Below are 17,351 nucleotides of genomic sequence, written 5' to 3'. Positions count from 1 at the left end.
CTGCCGCTGCCCGTCAATGGGCCGGAAAAACGCGAGAAAAATGGGGACGGGCGCAGCCGCCGCAGCGGGTCTGCCGCGCCGGTGCGATAGAGGAAGACGATCATAGAACAATCGGGTCGAAGGCGCATCGGCGGGTTGCCGCAGAGGCGCCCCACGTGGCCGCAGGTGTGCAACACCGGCGCATCGTCGCAGCGGCGAACGGTACACGGGGAGTCCTGCGGTGTGCGACAGCCAGCCAGCAGCGCGGGGCCGCGGCGCCCCGTCACACGAGCGTGCCGCCCTATCGCTTATCAGATTTCCAGCGGATCGACTTCCAGTTGCCAGCGCACGCGCGCCTCGTTCGCCAGATAAGGCAGATGATGCGACCACGATGCGAGAAACGCCTGCAGCGCCGGCCGGCTGCTGCTTTCGGCCAGCAGCTGCGCACGCTCGATGTTGGCCACGCGCACGACGCGCAGCGGCACGGGGTCGTACAGCATGATCGCGTCCATGCCGGGAAAATCGGCCGCCCATTCGCCCTCGGGCAGCACGCGGGCCTGCTCAAGGAACGCTTGCGCCACCTTGAGTTCGCGCGCCTCGGCGGTCAGCAGCGCCTGGTAGACGTAAGGGGGCAAGCCGGTGCTTTCGCGCTCGTGCAGCGCGTGCCGCGCAAACCCGGCGTAGTCGTGGCGCAGCAAGGCCTGGTACACGGGCTGCTCGGGATAGCCGGTCTGGATCAGCACTTCGCCGTTGCCCTGATGGCGGCCCGCGCGGCCGGCCACCTGCATCAGCTGCGCGAACAGGCGTTCGGGCGCGCGGAAATCATGGGCGAACAGCATGGAGTCCGCATTGAGCACGCCCACCAGCCCCAACCGCGCAAAGTCGTGCCCCTTGGCCACCATCTGCGTGCCGACCAGGATGTCGACCTCACCGGCGTGGACGGACGCGAACAGCGCTTCGGCGCTGCCCTTCTTGCGCGTGCTGTCGGCGTCGATGCGCAGGATGCGCGCCTCGGGAAAGAGTTCGGCCAGGTGTTCCTCGACGCGTTGCGTGCCGCGGCCCATGGGCGCCAGATCCTGGTCGCCGCATTCGGGGCAGGCGCGCGGCACGGGGGCCTGATAGCCGCAGTGGTGGCACTGCAGGCGATGGCCGCGAAAGTCCGTGCGATGCAGCACGGTAAAGGCCGTGCAGCGCGGGCAATTGCTGACCCACGCGCAGGACTGGCAATGCAGCACCGGCGAATAACCGCGCCGGTTCAGGAAGATCAGCACCTGTTCCTTGCGCTCGAGCCGCTGGCCGATGGCCTCGAGCAGCTGCGGCGACAGCCCTTGCTTCATCTGCAGGCGGCGCGTATCCACCAGGCGGATCTTGGGCAGCTCGCTGGACCGCGCGCGGCCGGGCAACGTCAGGCGCAGGTAACGGCCACGCTCGGCGTGCTGCCAGGTTTCCAGCGACGGCGTGGCGGACCCCAGCACGACCGGAATGTTCAGATCGTGGGCGCGCCACACGGCAAGGTCGCGCGCCGAATAGCGCAGTCCGTCCTGCTGCTTGTAGGACGTATCGTGTTCTTCGTCGACCACGATCAGGCCCAGCTCGGTCAGCGGGGCGAAGATCGACATGCGCGTGCCCAGCAGCATGCGGGCCTGGCCGCGCTGGGCGCGAGTCCACGCCTGCAGCCGCTCGCCGTCGGACAGCCCGCTGTGCATCACCGCCAGCCCCTCGGGTCCGACCAGCGTTTCCAGGCGCGCACGCAGCGCGGCTTCGAGCTGCGGCGTCAGATTGATTTCGGGGACCAGCAGCAGCACCTGCTTCCCTGCGGCCAGGACCTTTTCGGCGGCGCGCAGGTAGACCTCGGTCTTGCCGCTGCCCGTCACGCCGTGCAGCAGCACCGGCTTGAAGCAGTCGAGCGCGCCGATGGCCTGCACCGCCGCCTCCTGGGCCTCGTTCAGCGCCGGCGGCTGGTCGGGCGTGGCCGGCGCGCGCGCGGTCTTGCGCTTGCGCGCATCCATGCGCGCCACGGGCCCTTCTCCAGACCGCTTGCCCTGGTAGGACGTGGGCTTGCGCAGCGGCGGCGGCAGCGTGGGCAGCATCACCTCGCCCAACGGGCGTTGATAGTAGTCCGCCGCAAAGCGCGCCATGCGCAACCACGCTTCGTCAAAAGGGGGCAGATCGTCCAGCACCGCCTCGATCGGACGGATCTGTTTGGGCTCGAAAGACGGCTCTGCGGGGTTGTCGACGACCACCCCAATCATCTTGCGCCGGCCGAACGGAACGATAACCCGCAGGCCGGCCGGAATCGGCGCGTCGCTGCGGTAATCGAACGGGCCGGGCAGCGGCACGTCCAGCGCGACGCGCACCCAGCACACCGCTGCGGTGTCGGGATTGGCTTGCGCGTCAGGCATGGAGTCGGGGGACATTCATCTAATGAAATAGGACTAGCCGAAAGTATGAGGACCGCTCGGCGCCACGTTGGAGGATTCTCGCTCGCCGCCGCGCCATTGATCCACCGGCGCCTGTGGATAACTTTGGGGAAAAGGCGAGAGCAACATCAGAAATTGGAATATGGCAAGAATGCACAAACTATTGCATCCCTGTTGATAAGCGACATTTTCCGATATAAAACAGGCACTTGAAGCCGGTTTCCAGATTGTAAGCCAGCTTGGGGAGGGTTTTCCCCGACCCCGGATTTAATGTGCACAAGTCGCCCGGGCGGCCCATCTGCTTCGGCCCTTGGGGCCGAAGCGTTCACTTACTTACGCGTGGAAGGCGCGGCTGTACTGGTGGACTTCATCGACCAATTCAGCTACAGCTTCTGGCGGAGTGAAGCGCGAAATGCCATGTCCCAGATTGAACACATGGCCGCCCTTGCCCACCGGGCCAAACGCGTCCAGCACGCGGCGCGCCTCCGCGCGAATGGCGCTGCCACCGCCAAAAAGCGCCATCGGATCCAGGTTGCCCTGGAACGCGACCGAGTCGCCGGTGCGGCGCCGCGCCGCCGCCAGATCCACGGTCCAGTCCAGGCCCACTGCGTCGCTGCCACAGGCCGCAATGTCTTCAATCCACTGGCCGCCGCCCTTGGTGAAGACGATGACCGGCACGCGCCGCCCTTCGTGCTCGCGGGTCAAACCGGCGACGACCTTCTTCGTGTAAGCCAGCGAAAACTGCTGGAACAGGCCGTCGGCCAGCACCCCGCCCCAGCTGTCGAACAGCATGACGGCCTGCGCGCCGGCCGCGATCTGGCCGTTCAGGTATTGCAGCGTGGCTTCGGCGTTGATCTCGAGGATGCGGTGAAGCAGATCGGGACGCGAATACAGCAGGGTCTTGATAAGACGGTAGTCGTCGCTGCCCTTGCCTTCGACCATGTAACAGGCGATGGTCCACGGGCTGCCGGCAAAGCCGATCAGCGGCACCTTGCCGTCAAGATCACGCCGGATCGTGCTGACCGCGTCGAACACGTACCGCAGCTTGTCCATGTCGGGCACCGCCAGGCGCGCGACGTCTTCTTCGGTGCGGATGGGATGCGCAAAGCGCGGGCCTTCGCCTTCAGCGAAGTCCAGCCCGAGGCCCATCGCGTGGGGCACGGTCAGGATGTCCGAAAACAGGATGGCCGCGTCCAGGTCGTAGCGCTCCAGCGGCTGCAGCGTGACTTCCGAGGCATAGTCCGGATTCTGCGCCAACCCCATGAACGAGCCTGCACGCGCACGCGTCTCGCGGTACTCGGGCAGATAGCGACCCGCCTGGCGCATGAGCCAGATGGGGGTGTAGGGCACAGGTTCGCGCATCAGGGCGCGCAAGAACACATCGTTCTTCAAACGGGGAGCAGACACGGCTAACCTCGATGATCGGAAGCCGTGAGTTTACTTCCCTTGGCTGACAAGGCGGGCCGCGCCCACGTGGACGGGGTTGAGCGGGCGCAATGGGCGGCGGCTGCGGGCGTGCCGCCTGGTTAGCGTCAACCCAAGTCGTGCAACCGCGCTGCGGCCAGCGCCGCCTGGCGGTAAGGCGCGGCTTCGATGCCGTGCTTGCGCATCAGCGCCCAGAACGCGCGCCGGTGCTTGGCGCACGCACGTGCGGCCTGCGCGACGTTGCCGCCGTGGCGCGACAGCGCGTGACGGATGTATTCGCGCTCGAAGCCGTTCACCACCTGCGCCTTCGCCGCCCGGAATGTTTCTGGCACGCCGCGCCGGTACTGGTGCCGCAAGCTGCTCAACGCGTGCTCGACGATGTCGGCCGGCACCTTTGGACGCGCGGATCCCGCGCGTGACGCGTGGGGCGGATATGCCGCGTGCTCGGCGCCCTGCGCCTCTGCATGCTCGCCCAGATAGTTGACGGGATGCTCATGGACGCTACCCGTCACGCCGGCACGGCGCACGGCGCCGCGGCGAGCCAGGCGAACCAGCCGCACCCGCAGGCTCTCGACGCACACCGGCTGCGAGATGAAGTCCGCCGCGCCCAGGCTGAGCAAGTCCAGAATGGCGGGCGCCTTGACGTCGTGGATGAGCAGCAGAACGGGCGTTGTGAGCGCGCCGCGCGCCTGCTGCAAGGCCATGCGGGCCCAGGCGAGCGAGGACGGCGCCACGGGCAGGATGCAAGCGTCATAGCGCCGCAGCGACAACGCCTGCTGTGCAAGGGAGTCCGGCGGCGTCTCGGCAAGCGCCGGCGGAGCCAGGGACACCGGATGCAGCCGCACACGCGTCACCTTGGCCTGATGGCCGGCGATCCAGGCGCCCATCGTCGATTCATGACCGGGCGCCAGCAGCACCCCGCAATCCAGCACGTCTCGCATGCCTTCCTCGTTTGCATCGCAAAAACTGAAGGCTACTGTTGCAGACCCCGTGCCGACTATTCGTAGTGAACGCATTGCGGCAGGCCGCTACAGGGCGTAGCGCCGTGGGGCGGCGCAGGTTGGCGCGGGCTCGGCAAAATATCGGACGCATTCAGGTGTCAGACACCCTGCAATAAGCAGGAATGAAAAAAAGCGGCCCGAGGGCCGCTTTTTTTTTACGCCGGGACAAGCCCGGAAACCGCATTGCCGCTTAGTGCGAGCGGCCGCCTTGGCGCAGCTTGCGCGCCGCGATGGCTTGCGCAGCCAGCATGGCGAGCTCGGCTTCGACGACAGCGATGTCAGCCTTGTCCTTGGCGTTGGCCAGGGCCAGTTCGGCCTTCTGGCGCGCTTCCAGGGCGCGGGCTTCGTCGAGGTCGGCGGCACGGATAGCCGTGTCGGCCAGGACCGTCACGCTGCCCGGCTGAACTTCCAGGATACCCCCGGCGACGAAGATGTTTTCCTCGCCTTGGTCGGCACGAACGATCTTGACCGTTCCGGGGCGTATGCGCGAGATCAGCGGGGTGTGGCCGGGCAGAATGCCCAGTTCACCCGACTCGCCAGGCAGAACCACGAACTTCGCCTCGCCGGTGAAGATCGCTTCCTCTGCGCTGACCACATCCACATGCAGGGTAGCCATATCGGTTCCTTATTGCAGTTTCTTGGCCTTCTCGAAGGCCTCGTCGATCGAACCGACCATGTAGAACGCCTGTTCCGGCAGGGAGTCGCACTCGCCGTTGACGATCATCTTGAAACCACGGATGGTTTCGGCCAGCGGAACGTACTTGCCGGGCGAACCGGTGAACACTTCAGCAACGTGGAACGGCTGCGACAGGAAGCGCTGGATCTTACGCGCGCGGGCCACGGCCTGCTTGTCTTCCGGCGACAGTTCGTCCATGCCCAGAATCGCGATGATGTCGCGCAGTTCCTTGTAGCGCTGCAGCGTCTGCTGCACGCCACGGGCAACCGAGTAGTGCTCTTCGCCGACGACTTGCGGGTCGAGCTGGCGGCTGGAGGAGTCGAGCGGATCGACGGCCGGGTAGATACCCAGGGCGGCGATGTCACGCGACAGCACGACGGTGGAGTCCAAATGCTGGAAGGTCGTGGCAGGCGACGGGTCGGTCAAGTCGTCCGCAGGGACGTACACTGCCTGGATCGAGGTGATCGAGCCGGTCTTGGTCGACGTGATGCGCTCTTGCAGCTTGCCCATTTCTTCGGCCAGCGTGGGCTGATAACCCACGGCGGACGGCATACGGCCCAGCAGCGCGGACACTTCGGTACCGGCCAGGGTGTAGCGGTAGATGTTGTCCACGAAGAACAGGATGTCGCGGCCTTCGTCACGGAACTTCTCGGCCATCGTCAGGCCGGTCAGCGCGACGCGCAGACGGTTGCCGGGGGGTTCGTTCATCTGACCGAACACCATGGCGACCTTGTCCAGAACGTTCGACTCTTCCATTTCGTGGTAGAAGTCGTTGCCTTCACGGGTACGCTCACCCACGCCGGCAAACACCGACAAACCGCTGTGCTGCTTGGCGATGTTGTTGATGAGTTCCATCATGTTCACGGTCTTGCCCACGCCGGCGCCGCCGAACAGGCCGACCTTGCCGCCCTTGGCGAACGGGCACACCAGGTCAATAACCTTGATGCCGGTTTCCAGCAGTTCCACCGACGGCGACAGTTCGTCGAAACGGGGAGCGGCTTGGTGAATACCACGCTTTTCTTCGTGCTGGATCGGGCCGGCTTCGTCGATGGGACGACCCAGCACGTCCATGATGCGGCCCAGCGTGCCGGTGCCGACGGGCACCGAGATCGGGGCGCCCGTGCCGGTGACCTTCATGCCGCGGCGCAGACCGTCGCTGGAGCCCAGCGCAATGGTACGCACCACGCCGTCGCCCAGCTGTTGCTGCACTTCCAGCGTCAGACCCTTTTCGGCGAACGAGGAACCCTCGTCGGCCAGAGTAAGCGCTTCATAGATCTTGGGCATTTGATCGCGGGGGAACTGAATATCCACCACGGCGCCGATGCACTGAACGATGGTTCCGTTGCTCATGTCGATTCCTTGCTTGATAGCTTTTGACGGGATGCTGCCTGCCTCAAACGGCGGCAGCGCCCCCTACGATTTCCGAAATTTCTTTGGTGATCGCGGCCTGACGGGTCTTGTTGTAGACCAGTTGCAGATCGCCGATGACCTTCTTGGCGTTGTCCGACGCCGCCTTCATGGCGACCATCCGGGCCGACTGCTCCGAAGCCATGTTCTCGGCCACGGCTTGGTACAGCAGGCCTTCAACGTAACGCTGCAGCAGGTCGTCGATCACGCTACGGGCGTCGGGTTCGTAGATGTAATCCCAGCTGTATTCCGACTTCACTTCCGAGGTCTTGGCCAGGCTATCGGCGCCCGTCTGGTACGGATCTTCCAAACCGCTGGCCAACGGCAGCAGACGCAGGAACAGGGGCTCTTGCTTCATCGTGTTGACGAAGCGGGTCGAGGCCACGTACAGCGCGTCGATGCGGCCTTCCAGGTAGGCGTCCAGCTGCACCTTGATCGCGCCCAGCAGGCGGTCGAGTTGCGGCTTGTCGCCCAGTTGCACTTCCTGGGAAACCAGTTTGGCGCCGATACGGGTCAGCACACCCACGCCCTTGTTGCCGAAAGCGGTCGCCTGCACGGCGATGCCGGCTTTCTCGAACTCTTTCAGCTTGCCCAACGTCACACGCGTGATGTTGGTGTTCAAGCCGCCGCACAAACCCTTGTCGGTCGTCACCATGACCACGCCGACCGCCTTGATTTCGCGTTCGACCAGGTACGGGTGGCTGTACTCGGGATTGGCCTGCATCAGGTGCGCAGCAATCTCGCGCACCTTGGTGGCGTACGGACGGCCTGCACGCATCCGCTCCTGCGCCTTGCGCATCTTGGATGCGGCGACCATTTCCATCGCCTTGGTGATCTTGCGCGTGTTTTGCACGCTCTTGATCTTGGTTCGGATTTCCTTAATTCCGGGCATTGCGCTTTCCTGTGAAGACTGGCCGATGGGTTCCGCTCGCGCCTCAACCATCCGGGAAGGATGGGTGAGGCGCCTGGGACGCCTAACCCATCACTTTCTTAAAAAGCACCGTGCTTCTTGAATTCCTGAACGGCGGCGGCCAGTTCGGCCTCGTCGTCCTTGGACAGTTCCTTGGTGTCTTCGATGCGCTGGATCAGAGCAGCGTGCTTGCTCTTGAGCTGATCCTTCAGCGACTTCTCGAACGACAGCACTTGGGCCACGTCCACGTCATCCAGGTAGCCGTTGTTGACCGTGTACAGCGTGACGGCCAGTTCCCACACTTGCAGCGGCTGGTATTGCGGCTGCTTGAGCAGTTCAACGACGCGCTTGCCGCGCTCGAGCTGGCGACGGGTGGCGTCGTCCAGGTCGGAGGCGAACTGCGCGAAGGCGGCCAGTTCACGGTACTGCGCCAAGTCGGTACGGATACCGCCGGACAGCTTCTTGACGACCTTGGTCTGGGCAGCGCCACCGACGCGCGACACCGAGATACCGGCGTTGATTGCGGGGCGGACACCGGCGTTGAACAGGTCGGTTTCCAGGAAGATCTGGCCGTCGGTGATCGAGATCACGTTGGTCGGAACGAAGGCCGACACGTCGCCTGCCTGGGTTTCGATGATCGGCAGCGCGGTCAGCGAACCGGTCTTGCCCTTGACGGCGCCTTCGGTGAACTTCTCGACGTACTCTTCGTTGACGCGAGCAGCACGTTCCAGCAGACGCGAGTGCAGGTAGAACACGTCGCCCGGGTAGGCTTCGCGGCCCGGCGGACGGCGCAGCAGCAGCGAGACCTGGCGGTAGGCCCAGGCTTGCTTGGTCAGATCGTCATAAACGATCAGGGCGTCTTCGCCACGATCGCGGAAGTATTCGCCCATCGTGCAGCCGGCGTAGGCGGCCAGGTACTGCATGGCGGCGGAGTCGGAAGCCGAAGCGGCCACGACGATGGTGTATTCCATCGCGCCGTGTTCTTCGAGCTTGCGGACCACGTTGTTGATCGTCGAAGCCTTCTGGCCGATAGCGACGTACACGCAGGTGACGCCCTTGCCCTTCTGGCTGATGATCGTGTCGACGGCCACGGCGGTCTTGCCGGTCTGGCGGTCGCCAATGATCAGTTCGCGCTGGCCACGGCCGATGGGAACCATCGAGTCGATAGCCTTGACGCCGGTTTGCAGCGGCTGCGACACCGAGCGGCGGGCGATAACGCCAGGCGCCACTTTTTCGATGATGTCGGTTTCTTTGGCGTTGACCGGGCCCTTGCCATCGATGGGCTCGCCCAGCGTGTTGACCACGCGGCCTTTCAGTTCCGGACCGACCGGAACTTCCAGAATGCGGCCGGTCGTCTTGACCTGGTCGCCTTCGGAAACGCCGGTGTAGTCGCCCAGAATAACGGCGCCGACGGAATCACGCTCGAGGTTGAGCGCCAGACCGAAAACGTTGTTGGGGAATTCGAGCATTTCGCCCTGCATCACGTCGGACAAGCCGTGGATGCGGGTAATACCGTCGGTCACGGACACGACGGTGCCCTGAGTACGGACATCAGCCGAAGCGCCCAGGCCCTCGATGCGGCTCTTGAGCAGTTCGCTGATCTCGGAGGGATTGAGTTGCATATTGACTCCTGGAATCCTGTTAGTAGCCTTAAGCGGCGAGCTGATCGCGCATGCGGACCAATTGGGCTTGTACGGAAGTATCGAGCACCTGGTCGCCGACGGCCACGCGCACGCCGCCGATCAACGACGGGTCGACGGTAACGCTGGGCTTGAGCTTGAGGCCGAATTTTTGTTCAAGCGCGCCGACCAGATCCTTGACCTGGGCATCGCTGAGCTCGAACGCGCTGGTGATTTCCGCCTGCGCCGTGCCTTCGTGACGATTCCGCAGCGCGACGAATTGCGAGGCGATCTCGGGCAGCAGCAGCAGCCGGTCGTTTTCGACCAGCAGCTCGATGAAATTACGGGCGGCCTGCGGAAAATCGGCCTTGATCAGGCCGGTAAACAGTTCGACGCGCTGCTTGTCACCCAGACGCGGGTCGGCCATGGCCTCGCGCACGTCGGGGTTGGAGGCGACCTGAGCCATTACGCTGACCAGGTCGGCCCACGCCGGCAAACCGGCCTTGTCGTCGCGCGCTGCGCTGAAGAGCGCTTCAGCGTAGGGCCGGGCAACAGTGGAAAGTTCAGCCATGACGGTCCCGGATTAGAGCTGCGCGCGGAGCTGGTTCAGCAGCTCGGCGTGTGCGCGGGCGTCAACCTCGCGCTTGAGGATCTGTTCAGCACCCTTGACGGCCAGCGCGGCGACGTCGTCGCGCAACGCTTCACGGGCGCGCTGGACTTCCTGCGCGGCATCCTGGGCAGCCTGCGCCACGATGCGGGCACGTTCGGCTTCCGCTTCGCGGCGGGCCTGTTCGATCAGGGAGGCGGCTTGCTTCTCGGCCTCGATGATGCGTGCGTGGTTTTCGGACTTGGCAGAAGCCTCGATCAGACTGACGCGCGCCTGGGCTTGAGCCAAGTCGGCTTTGCCCTTCTCGGCGGCGGCCAGGCCGTCGGCGATTTTTTGGCGGCGCTCGTCCATCGCCTTCGTCAGGGGAGGCCACACGAATTTCATCGTGAACCAGCCCAGAACGAAGAACACGAGCATCTGGAAAATGATCGTCGCGTTCAGATTCACGGTCGTTCCTTTAACACCTTGCGGCTCCGACCGCACCCGGAAAGGGGCGTCGCGGAGCACTCGATACTTTGCTGATCGGCGATGGAGCCGTTGCTCTCATCGCCGACAGCGTCATGACCCACCTATTTGCCGGCGGGCGGTGCCTTAGCCGACGAACGGGTTGGCGAAGGCGAACAGCATGGCGATACCCACGCCGATCAGGAATGCCGCGTCGATCAGGCCAGCCAGCAGGAACATCTTCGTTTGCAGAGCGTTCATCAGTTCAGGCTGACGAGCCGAAGCTTCCAGATACTTGCCGCCCATCAGTGCGATGCCGATGCAAGCGCCGATAGCGCCCAGACCGATGATAAGACCGCAAGCGAGGGCAACGAAAGCGACGTTGGTCATGACAACTCCTTGGTTAGAAATCTGAAGTCAAAAATTGAAAAATAAGAGGTACAGCTCAATGCAAGATAATCTTGCTATCCGATGCCGGCCGGGTGGCCGACACCGGAAATTCGGGGGATCAGTGGCCTTCGTGAGCCTGGCCGAGGTACACCAGCGTCAGCATCATGAAGATGAAGGCCTGGAGCAGAACGATCAGGATGTGAAAGATTGCCCAGATCGAGCCGGCCAGGATGTGGCCGATGCCCAAGCCGATGCTGGCGCCGTTGAAGCCGGTCCAGGCGCCGCCCAGGAGGGCGATCAGCATGAAGATCAGTTCGCCGGCGAACATGTTGCCGAACAACCGCATGCCCAGCGACACGGACTTGGCGGCGTATTCGATCAGGTTCAGCAGCAGGTTGAACGGAGCCAGCACGATGGCGCCCAGGCCATGCGCATGGAACGGCGCGGTGAACAGTTCTTTGACGAAGCCGCCCGGCTGCTTGATCTTGATGCCGTAGTAGAACATCAGGAGCAGCACGCCCAGCGACATGCCCATCGGCACGTTCAGGTCGGCGGTCGGCAGAATGCGGTGGTAATAGAGGGGATCGCCGTGCTCAGCACCCAGGCCGGTCAGGCGCCAGATGGAGGGCAGCAGGTCGACGGGCAGCAGGTCCAGCGCGTTCATCAGGATGATCCAGAGGAACACGGTCAGGGCCAGCGGGGCGATGAAAAGACGGCTCTTGGCGTTGTGGACAATGCCCTTGGCCTGGTCGTCAACCATGTCGACGATCATTTCCACGAAGGCCTGGAAGCGGGAAGGAACGCCGCTGGTGGCGCGGCGCGCGGCGCGCCACAGGAAGAAAATGACGATCAGGCCCATCAGGCCGGACCAGAACAACGAGTCGTAATTGATGATGTCGAACTGAGCAATAGCGCTCTGTTTCTCACCCGTATTGTTCAGATGCACCAAGTGATGCTGAATATACGCGGATTGAGGCGACACGTCGCTGGCAGCAGCCATTTGAACCTATCCTATTTGCTGTATGCCCGGTCCTTGCGAACCGGACGATTCCACGATTTCGTTTGCCGCAACTTACTCGGCGCTAAGACAGCCTGCGGAACATCAGAAGCAGGAGATAGCCTTTCAATGTAAGTATCAGACCGAGCAACGCGGCAGGCCACACAAGCCAGTCATGCGTCACACGCGAAAGCAGCCACAACAGCAATGCCGTTGCGAACAACTTGATCAACTCACCAGAGAGAAAGGTAAAGGGACTGGCCTTACCGGCCCGAACGCTGACAGCCAGGCGCAATGCGAACAACGCATTGGGTATGAAATACGCTCCTGCCCCCGCCAGCGCCGACCAACCTGCCGCCGCCCCTCCGACAACCCCCGCTATTACTGCTGCTGCGAGCCCCATGGCGCCTTGCGCCGCCAATGCCAACAAGAGCCCACGGCTAGCTTGTGCATTCAGCGCCGCGCGATCCGCGTCACTGAGTACCAGAACTTCCACCACATCCGGATCGATCGAATCCTGATCCAGGCTGGGCCTCAGACCGGGTTTCTTCCCCTGCCCTTGCTGCATGGAGCTCTGCTGCATCAAACTTCCCCGCTTAACTTGGCCCTGAGGGAATCGACGCGCTTTTTTAGGCGCATGTTTCTTATCCCGCAAGCGTCAAACCCGCAGAGTATAGCTTGGTTTTTTGCACCCTAGCAAATGAACTTTCGGCCGTTTGTAAGGCGGCAACAACGCCCGCTTGCGACAGAAAAATTGGGGACGAGCGAGCGGCCCGCCGAGGCGTGTTCGCAAGCGCGCGCCCCTCATGAAAAGGCGCGCGGCCCCTTGCAGGAGACCGCGCGCCCGATGGGCTTCACAGACGGGCGCTTGCCGAACGCGCCCTTGCCGGACCTTAGTCTTCCTTGACTGGCGGAGGCGCCCACTGCCCGTCCAGGGCGCTGTTCTGCGGCGCATAGAGACGCATGCTGAGCACGAACGGACCATCGGCGGCCGGCGTGCTGACCCAGTTGGCGCGCTTGGACTCGCCCGGATCACGGCGCTGGACGTAGATGTCGAGCGAGCCGTCGGCGTTGTACTTCAGGCCGTCGGTGCTGCGGATCACGTAGCGGTTAGCCGGATTTTCGGCAAAGCCGTACTTGCTGTTGTAGACATGCAGCGACCAGAGCTGCGCCGGGGGCAGTTGACCCTTGTCGAAGTGCAGCACGTAGTCTTCGTTCGAGTCCAGCGGACGACCCTTCGAATCAGACACGGTGACAGGATACAGCACGTCTTCCGGCGTCGGCGCGCCCAGGCCGGCGTAGGCGATGGCGGCGCGGCGCGTGTAGTCGGTGCCATAGGTGCCGATGCCCGTCAGCACGGTGTTCCAGCCGTTGATCGGCGTGGCCAGTCGCGAGACGTTGTCGGCGATACGGCGGCCCGCCAGCGGTTGCGCATCCGTCAGGGCCTGCTGCACGGCCGGGCTCAGACGGCCATACGAGAAGGGCTGACGGTCATCCAGGCCGATGCGGCGCATGCGGTCCAGCATGGGCGTGTCGTTGGCATGCGGCGGGTTGTTGCGCAGCGCGTCGAAGAACACGGCAAAGAACGAGGCGGCATCCATGCCCGCGACCTGCTCGGCCGGGGTGCCATCGGGCACGGTGGTCGCCGGGGCCGGCATGGGCAGCGTGCTGCCGATCGGTGCGGTGCCGACACTGGAGCCGGTCTGCGGGAAGGCGTTGCCGGCATTGCGGCCGCGCGGCGTGGTGGCCGGGGTCACGGGCACCAGCAGCGGACGCGCCGTCATGCCGGACTGGATCTGATTGACCGCGGCGTAGTCCTGCGGACCGCCGGCCTGCGTCCAGCCGATCAGCCAGCCGGTCGAGGTCGGGGCGCGGATCACGTCGACGCCCGCCGGCACGGTGCCGTTCCAGTGCGGTCCGACGATGGCGAAGGATTGGGCGCCATGGCCGTTGGTGCGCGTGCCGCGCGAGGCGAAGACGTCGCTCCACATGTCCAGCGCGGACAGCACGGTGTAGCGGCCGCCGGTGTCAGGCAGGCTGATGATGAGCGGGGCGCGCGAGACATCGAACCACAGGCTGGAATACAGCGCGTCGGCGCTGGGCCACGGCGCGTCGGTGGCACGCGGGTCGGGGAACGCGGCCTTGTGGCCGAACTGGTTCATCGGCGCCTTGCCGTCCAGCGGGCTCTGCACGGCCGTGGCCTGGCGGCGGGCCAGTTCCATCAGCACCATGGGATACGCATAAACGTAGGCGTCGATGGCGGTGTCGCGCAACTCGGCCTCGCTCATCTGCGGTGCAGCGGCCTGGCCGGCCTGATAAGGCGTCTCGGAGACCAGCCGCAGCGTGGACTGCGGCGATTGAGCCTGGGCAACATTGAGAAAGCAGACGCTGAGCGCGCCGGCGAGCGCAGCCGTGGACAGCCGGCGGGTAGCGGTAGGTATACGCATGCAAGGCTCCTTCTTGATTTTGTTTGCAATCGAGCCGCCGCGCGGGACTTGCCAGTGTGGGGGGGCAAGCCGCTCTGGCGCGGCACCTCGGGATGACGCTCAATCAGGATAGGGCCGAAGTCTGCAACAAGGTGCTAGCCAGAAGTTTCAAGGCGAAACCTGGGGATTGCCCGTAGATGACCATGAAAAAGCGCGCCGTCATAGGGCGCGCGGGGCAATGAAGGGCCTGCTGTGGATGCAGGCCCGGACGTAACAAGGATTAACGGTGTTTGAAGTCGGGTTTGCGCTTTTCGGTGAACGCGGCCATGCCTTCCTTCTGGTCTTCCGTGGCAAAGAGCGAGTGGAAGACGCGGCGTTCGAACAGCAGGCCTTCGTTGAGCGAACCCTCGAACGCACGGTTGACGCATTCCTTGGCCATCATGACGGAGGGCAGCGACATGGAGGCGATGACGGTGGCGGCGTCGAGGGCTTCTTCGAGCAGCTTGTCGGCGGCGACGACGCGCGAGACGAGACCGGCGCGTTCGGCTTCTTCGGCGCCCATCATGCGGGCGGTCAGCGCGAGGTCCATGGCCTTGGCCTTGCCGACGGCGCGCGGCAGGCGTTGCGTGCCGCCGGCGCCGGGGATGACGCCGAGCTTGATTTCGGGCTGGCCGAACTTGGCGGTGTCGGCCGCGATGATGATGTCGCACATCATGGCGAGTTCGCAGCCGCCGCCGAGCGCGTAACCGCCGACCGCGGCGATGACGGGCTTGCGGATGCGCTTGAGGGTTTCCCAGTTGCGGGTGATGTATTCGCTGCCGTAGACGTCCATGTAGGACCAGTCTTTCATGGCGCCGATGTCAGCGCCGGCGGCAAAGGCCTTCTCGCTGCCGGTGATGACGACGCAGCCGATTTCGGGATCGGCCTCGAACGCGAGCAGCGCGGCGCCGAGTTCATCCATGAGCTGATCGTTCAGCGCGTTGAGCGCCTTGGGACGATTCAGCGTCAGCAGGCCGACTCGGCCCCGGGTTTCGACCAGTACAAACGACTCGCTCATGAATGTCTCCGGTAATAAGATATGAGCCATGAAAAAAATTGATGACGTACCGCCCATACTTTACCGCCTTGCGCCGCACGATCCCGCCGGCCACCGCTACCGGATAACCCTTACGATCGCATCGCCCTCGCCCGCGGGCCAGCGCCTGTCGCTGCCGGCATGGATTCCGGGCAGCTACCTGATTCGCGATTTCTCGCGGCAGATCGAGTCGCTGACCGCCTATTCGGGAACGCGGCGGGTGAATGTCGACAAAACAGACAACCACACGTGGCAGGCAGCGCCTTGCGAGGGGCCGCTGCGGATTGAATACACGGTGTATGCGTGGGATCTGTCGGTGCGCGGCGCGCATCTGGACGAGACGCACGGGTTCTTCAACGGTACGAGCGTGTTCCTGCGCGTGCAGGGCCAGGACCATGAACCCTGCCTGGTGGACCTGGCGCCGCCGCGAGGCATCGACGGCTGGAAGGTGTACACGAGCCTGCCCGAGGCCGCAGGGCACAAGGGCGCGGCGCGGCGGCACGGGTTCGGGTTGTATCTGGCGCCGGACTATGACGCGCTGATCGACCACCCTGTCGAAATGGGCACGCCGCAGGTGTCGCGCTTTGTGGCGCACGGCGCGGAGCACGAGCTGGTGTTCACGGGGGTTGCGCCGAATCTGGATCTGGCGCGGATTACGGAAGACGTGAAGAAGATCTGCGAGACGCAGATTGCGTTTTTCGAACCGCGCACGAAGCGGGCGCCGTTCCTGGACAGCGCGGACCGCTATGTGTTCATGACGATGGTGACGGGCGACGGCTACGGGGGTCTGGAGCATCGCGCAAGCACGGCACTGATGACGGCGCGCAAGGACCTGCCTGTGCTGGGCCAGCAAGGCCAGGGCGACGGCTACCGGGGATTCCTTGGGCTGGTGAGCCACGAGTATTTCCATACCTGGAACGTGAAGCGTATCAAGCCGGATGTGTTCGCGCCTTACGATCTTTCGCAGCCGGATCTGACGCGGCTGTTGTGGGTGTTTGAGGGCTTTACGTCTTACTACGACGATCTGCTGCTGTTGCGCTCGGGTGCGATCACGCGTGCAGATTATCTGCGTCTGCTGGGCAAGACGATCACGAGCGTGGCGCGCACGCCGGGGCGGCATAAGCAGTCGGTTGCCGAAAGCTCTTTCGATGCTTGGACGCGGTATTACAAGCAGGACGAGAATTCGCCGAACGCGTTGGTGAGCTATTACACGAAGGGCGCGTTGGTGGCGCTGGGGTTGGATCTGCTGATCCGGGACGAATCTTCTGGCGCGCGTTCGCTGGATGATGTGATGCGGTTGTTGTGGGATCGCTATGGGCGGGATTTCTATCGGGGCAAGCCGCAAGGGTTGCCGGAGGATGGATTGCCTGCGCTGATCGAGGAAGCGACGGGCGTGGATACGCGGCGGTTCATCGCTCGGCATGCTTACGGGACGGCGGATGTGCCGTTGGCTGACTTGCTTGAAACGCAGGGAGTGAAGCTGCAGTGGAAGGCGTCGGCCAATATCCCGTCATTGGACGTGCGGACGCGCAAGCAAGGTGAGTCACTGACGCTGGCGACTGTTCTTGAAGGCGGGGCTGGGCATAAGGGTGGGTTATCTGCCGGGGATGTGCTGGTGGCGATCGATGGGCTGCGGGTGGATGCGCCGGCGGGGTTGGAGTTGCTGTTGGCGCAGTACCGGGCTGGGGATCGGGTGAATGTGCATGTGTTTCGGCGGGATGAACTGCGGGAGTTTCGGGTGCGGTTGAGTGGGCCTGAGGCTTCGGAGTGTGTGTTGGTTTGACGTCTGGGTCGGTGCTGTGGCTTCCCGAAGTTTGAGTTCTTAAGACGTCCGGCACGGTGGCGGCTGCGGTTCTTAAGACGTCCGGCACGGTGGCGGCTGCGGTTCTTAAGACGTCCGGCACGGTGGCGGCCCGGGGTGCGCGGGGCCACGATTGCGGTCCGGAGCCTTCGCTCCGGACTGCCCCGTCGTCAT

Annotated in this window: 15 protein-coding genes; 1 reads left to right on the top strand and 14 read right to left on the bottom strand. The window is 64.1% G+C overall.

Annotated features, from left to right (window positions below; genetic code table 11):
* Nucleotides 1–290: 290 nt before the first annotated feature.
* From AC6CIE_RS14860 to AC6CIE_RS14795, 14 genes are all read right to left on the bottom strand, one after another.
* Nucleotides 291–2,396 carry a primosomal protein N' gene (locus AC6CIE_RS14860; RefSeq protein ID WP_498092659.1) on the bottom strand — a complete coding sequence of 702 codons (2,106 nt, stop codon included), beginning with the start codon at nt 2,394–2,396 and terminating at the stop codon, nt 291–293.
* A gap of 336 nt (nt 2,397–2,732) precedes the next feature.
* The gene (gene hemE / locus AC6CIE_RS14855; protein ID WP_175139470.1) at nt 2,733–3,806 is read right to left on the bottom strand and encodes a uroporphyrinogen decarboxylase; all 1,074 of its coding nucleotides are present in this window, start codon (nt 3,804–3,806) and stop codon (nt 2,733–2,735) included.
* A gap of 125 nt (nt 3,807–3,931) precedes the next feature.
* Nucleotides 3,932–4,765: a helix-turn-helix domain-containing protein gene (locus tag AC6CIE_RS14850; RefSeq protein ID WP_498092657.1), complete on the bottom strand. Its 834-nt coding sequence runs from the start codon at nt 4,763–4,765 to the stop codon at nt 3,932–3,934.
* A gap of 250 nt (nt 4,766–5,015) precedes the next feature.
* Entirely contained in the window at nt 5,016–5,441 is a 426-nt protein-coding gene (locus AC6CIE_RS14845) for a F0F1 ATP synthase subunit epsilon (RefSeq protein ID WP_056327609.1), read from the bottom strand.
* 9 nt (nt 5,442–5,450) lie between these two features.
* Nucleotides 5,451–6,851 carry a F0F1 ATP synthase subunit beta gene (atpD, locus tag AC6CIE_RS14840; protein WP_175125099.1) on the bottom strand — a complete coding sequence of 467 codons (1,401 nt, stop codon included), beginning with the start codon at nt 6,849–6,851 and terminating at the stop codon, nt 5,451–5,453.
* Nucleotides 6,852–6,894: 43 nt separating this feature from the next.
* Entirely contained in the window at nt 6,895–7,800 is a 906-nt protein-coding gene (gene atpG / locus AC6CIE_RS14835; RefSeq protein ID WP_105237122.1) for a F0F1 ATP synthase subunit gamma, read from the bottom strand.
* Between the two features lie 98 nt (nt 7,801–7,898).
* Nucleotides 7,899–9,440, bottom strand: coding sequence for a F0F1 ATP synthase subunit alpha (gene atpA, locus AC6CIE_RS14830; protein ID WP_105237121.1), 1,542 nt, complete (start codon nt 9,438–9,440; stop codon nt 7,899–7,901).
* A gap of 28 nt (nt 9,441–9,468) precedes the next feature.
* Nucleotides 9,469–10,008, bottom strand: coding sequence for a F0F1 ATP synthase subunit delta (locus tag AC6CIE_RS14825; protein ID WP_175139473.1), 540 nt, complete (start codon nt 10,006–10,008; stop codon nt 9,469–9,471).
* A gap of 12 nt (nt 10,009–10,020) precedes the next feature.
* Nucleotides 10,021–10,491 (bottom strand): F0F1 ATP synthase subunit B, encoded by a 471-nt coding sequence (locus tag AC6CIE_RS14820; RefSeq protein ID WP_008167494.1) that lies wholly within the window; start codon nt 10,489–10,491, stop codon nt 10,021–10,023.
* A 144-nt stretch (nt 10,492–10,635) separates the two neighbouring features.
* Entirely contained in the window at nt 10,636–10,878 is a 243-nt protein-coding gene (atpE, locus tag AC6CIE_RS14815; protein ID WP_003815363.1) for a F0F1 ATP synthase subunit C, read from the bottom strand.
* Nucleotides 10,879–10,996: 118 nt separating this feature from the next.
* A complete protein-coding gene (atpB, locus tag AC6CIE_RS14810) occupies nt 10,997–11,878 on the bottom strand; it encodes a F0F1 ATP synthase subunit A (protein WP_056564907.1) in 882 nt (293 codons plus the stop codon).
* A gap of 82 nt (nt 11,879–11,960) precedes the next feature.
* Nucleotides 11,961–12,374: an ATP synthase subunit I gene (locus AC6CIE_RS14805; RefSeq protein WP_063955419.1), complete on the bottom strand. Its 414-nt coding sequence runs from the start codon at nt 12,372–12,374 to the stop codon at nt 11,961–11,963.
* 394 nt (nt 12,375–12,768) lie between these two features.
* Nucleotides 12,769–14,322, bottom strand: coding sequence for a DUF1254 domain-containing protein (locus tag AC6CIE_RS14800; RefSeq protein WP_175125097.1), 1,554 nt, complete (start codon nt 14,320–14,322; stop codon nt 12,769–12,771).
* A gap of 259 nt (nt 14,323–14,581) precedes the next feature.
* Nucleotides 14,582–15,358 carry an enoyl-CoA hydratase gene (locus AC6CIE_RS14795; protein ID WP_175139475.1) on the bottom strand — a complete coding sequence of 259 codons (777 nt, stop codon included), beginning with the start codon at nt 15,356–15,358 and terminating at the stop codon, nt 14,582–14,584.
* A gap of 28 nt (nt 15,359–15,386) precedes the next feature.
* Here AC6CIE_RS14795 and AC6CIE_RS14790 point away from each other — a divergent pair, with 28 nt between their 5' ends.
* On the top strand, nt 15,387–17,159 hold the full coding sequence (locus AC6CIE_RS14790) for a M61 family metallopeptidase (RefSeq protein ID WP_175125095.1): 1,773 nt from the start codon (nt 15,387–15,389) through the stop codon (nt 17,157–17,159).
* Nucleotides 17,160–17,351: the final 192 nt, after the last annotated feature.

The organism is Achromobacter sp. GQ309, from assembly GCF_059759315.1.
This window is presented reverse-complemented; position numbering and strand designations above follow the sequence as displayed.

What these genes read in the sequence shown, in the direction of transcription:
- AC6CIE_RS14860 (WP_498092659.1), bottom strand. Translation starts at nt 2,396, where the DNA reads ATGTCCCCCGACTCCATGCCTGACGCGCAAGCCAATCCCGACACCGCA.
- AC6CIE_RS14850 (WP_498092657.1), bottom strand. Translation starts at nt 4,765, where the DNA reads ATGCGAGACGTGCTGGATTGCGGGGTGCTGCTGGCGCCCGGTCATGAA.
- AC6CIE_RS14845 (WP_056327609.1), bottom strand. Translation starts at nt 5,441, where the DNA reads ATGGCTACCCTGCATGTGGATGTGGTCAGCGCAGAGGAAGCGATCTTC.
- atpD (WP_175125099.1), bottom strand. Translation starts at nt 6,851, where the DNA reads ATGAGCAACGGAACCATCGTTCAGTGCATCGGCGCCGTGGTGGATATT.
- atpG (WP_105237122.1), bottom strand. Translation starts at nt 7,800, where the DNA reads ATGCCCGGAATTAAGGAAATCCGAACCAAGATCAAGAGCGTGCAAAAC.
- atpA (WP_105237121.1), bottom strand. Translation starts at nt 9,440, where the DNA reads ATGCAACTCAATCCCTCCGAGATCAGCGAACTGCTCAAGAGCCGCATC.
- AC6CIE_RS14825 (WP_175139473.1), bottom strand. Translation starts at nt 10,008, where the DNA reads ATGGCTGAACTTTCCACTGTTGCCCGGCCCTACGCTGAAGCGCTCTTC.
- atpE (WP_003815363.1), bottom strand. Translation starts at nt 10,878, where the DNA reads ATGACCAACGTCGCTTTCGTTGCCCTCGCTTGCGGTCTTATCATCGGT.
- atpB (WP_056564907.1), bottom strand. Translation starts at nt 11,878, where the DNA reads ATGGCTGCTGCCAGCGACGTGTCGCCTCAATCCGCGTATATTCAGCAT.
- AC6CIE_RS14800 (WP_175125097.1), bottom strand. Translation starts at nt 14,322, where the DNA reads ATGCGTATACCTACCGCTACCCGCCGGCTGTCCACGGCTGCGCTCGCC.
- AC6CIE_RS14795 (WP_175139475.1), bottom strand. Translation starts at nt 15,358, where the DNA reads ATGAGCGAGTCGTTTGTACTGGTCGAAACCCGGGGCCGAGTCGGCCTG.
- AC6CIE_RS14790 (WP_175125095.1), top strand. Translation starts at nt 15,387, where the DNA reads ATGAAAAAAATTGATGACGTACCGCCCATACTTTACCGCCTTGCGCCG.